This window comes from Candidatus Eisenbacteria bacterium, assembly GCA_005893305.1.
GTDB lineage: Bacteria > Eisenbacteria > RBG-16-71-46 > SZUA-252 > SZUA-252 > WS-9.
Map to the genome: position 1 here is coordinate 131,043 of VBOZ01000008.1, position 585 is coordinate 131,627.

At 65.3% G+C, this 585-nt stretch carries 1 pseudogene (cut by a window edge); it reads right to left on the reverse strand.

What is annotated here, in order from left to right:
• A pseudogene (nuoH, locus tag E6K79_01870) lies at nucleotides 1-585 on the reverse strand (NADH-quinone oxidoreductase subunit NuoH); it runs 293 nt beyond the window's last position.

A 585-nucleotide genomic window follows, 5' to 3' on the forward strand; every position in this document is an offset into this window, starting at 1 on the left:
AGCGAGACCGGCAAGAGCACCTTCCACCCGAAGGCCATCAGCTGGTCGTAGCGGAGGCGCGGGAAGGTGGCGCGGAGCCAGACGTAGAAGAAGAGGAAGGCGCTCAGCTTGATCAGGAACCAGACGGGGCCGGGCAGGAACGGACCGTTCCAGGCGCCGAGGAAGACCGTGATCGCGACGCCCGAGACGACCATCATGTTCGCGTACTCGCCGAGGAAGTAGAACGCGAACTTCATGCTCGAGAATTCGGTGTGAAACCCCGCGACGAGCTCGGTCTCCGCCTCGGGCAGGTCGAACGGCGCCCGGTTCGTCTCCGCGATTCCCGCGAGCAGGTAGACCACGAAGCCGACGAACTGCGGCACGACGAACCACATGTGCGCCTGCGCGCGGCCGATCTCAGCCAAGCTGAGCGAGCCGGTCATGAGAATCACGCCGACGAGCGCGATTCCCTGCGCGAGCTCGTACGAGATCATCTGGGCCGAGGAGCGAAGTCCGCCCAGGAGCGGGTACTTGCTGTTCGACGCCCAGCCCCCCAGCACGATGCCATAAACGCCCATCGAGGTCGCCCCGAGCACGAACAGGAGC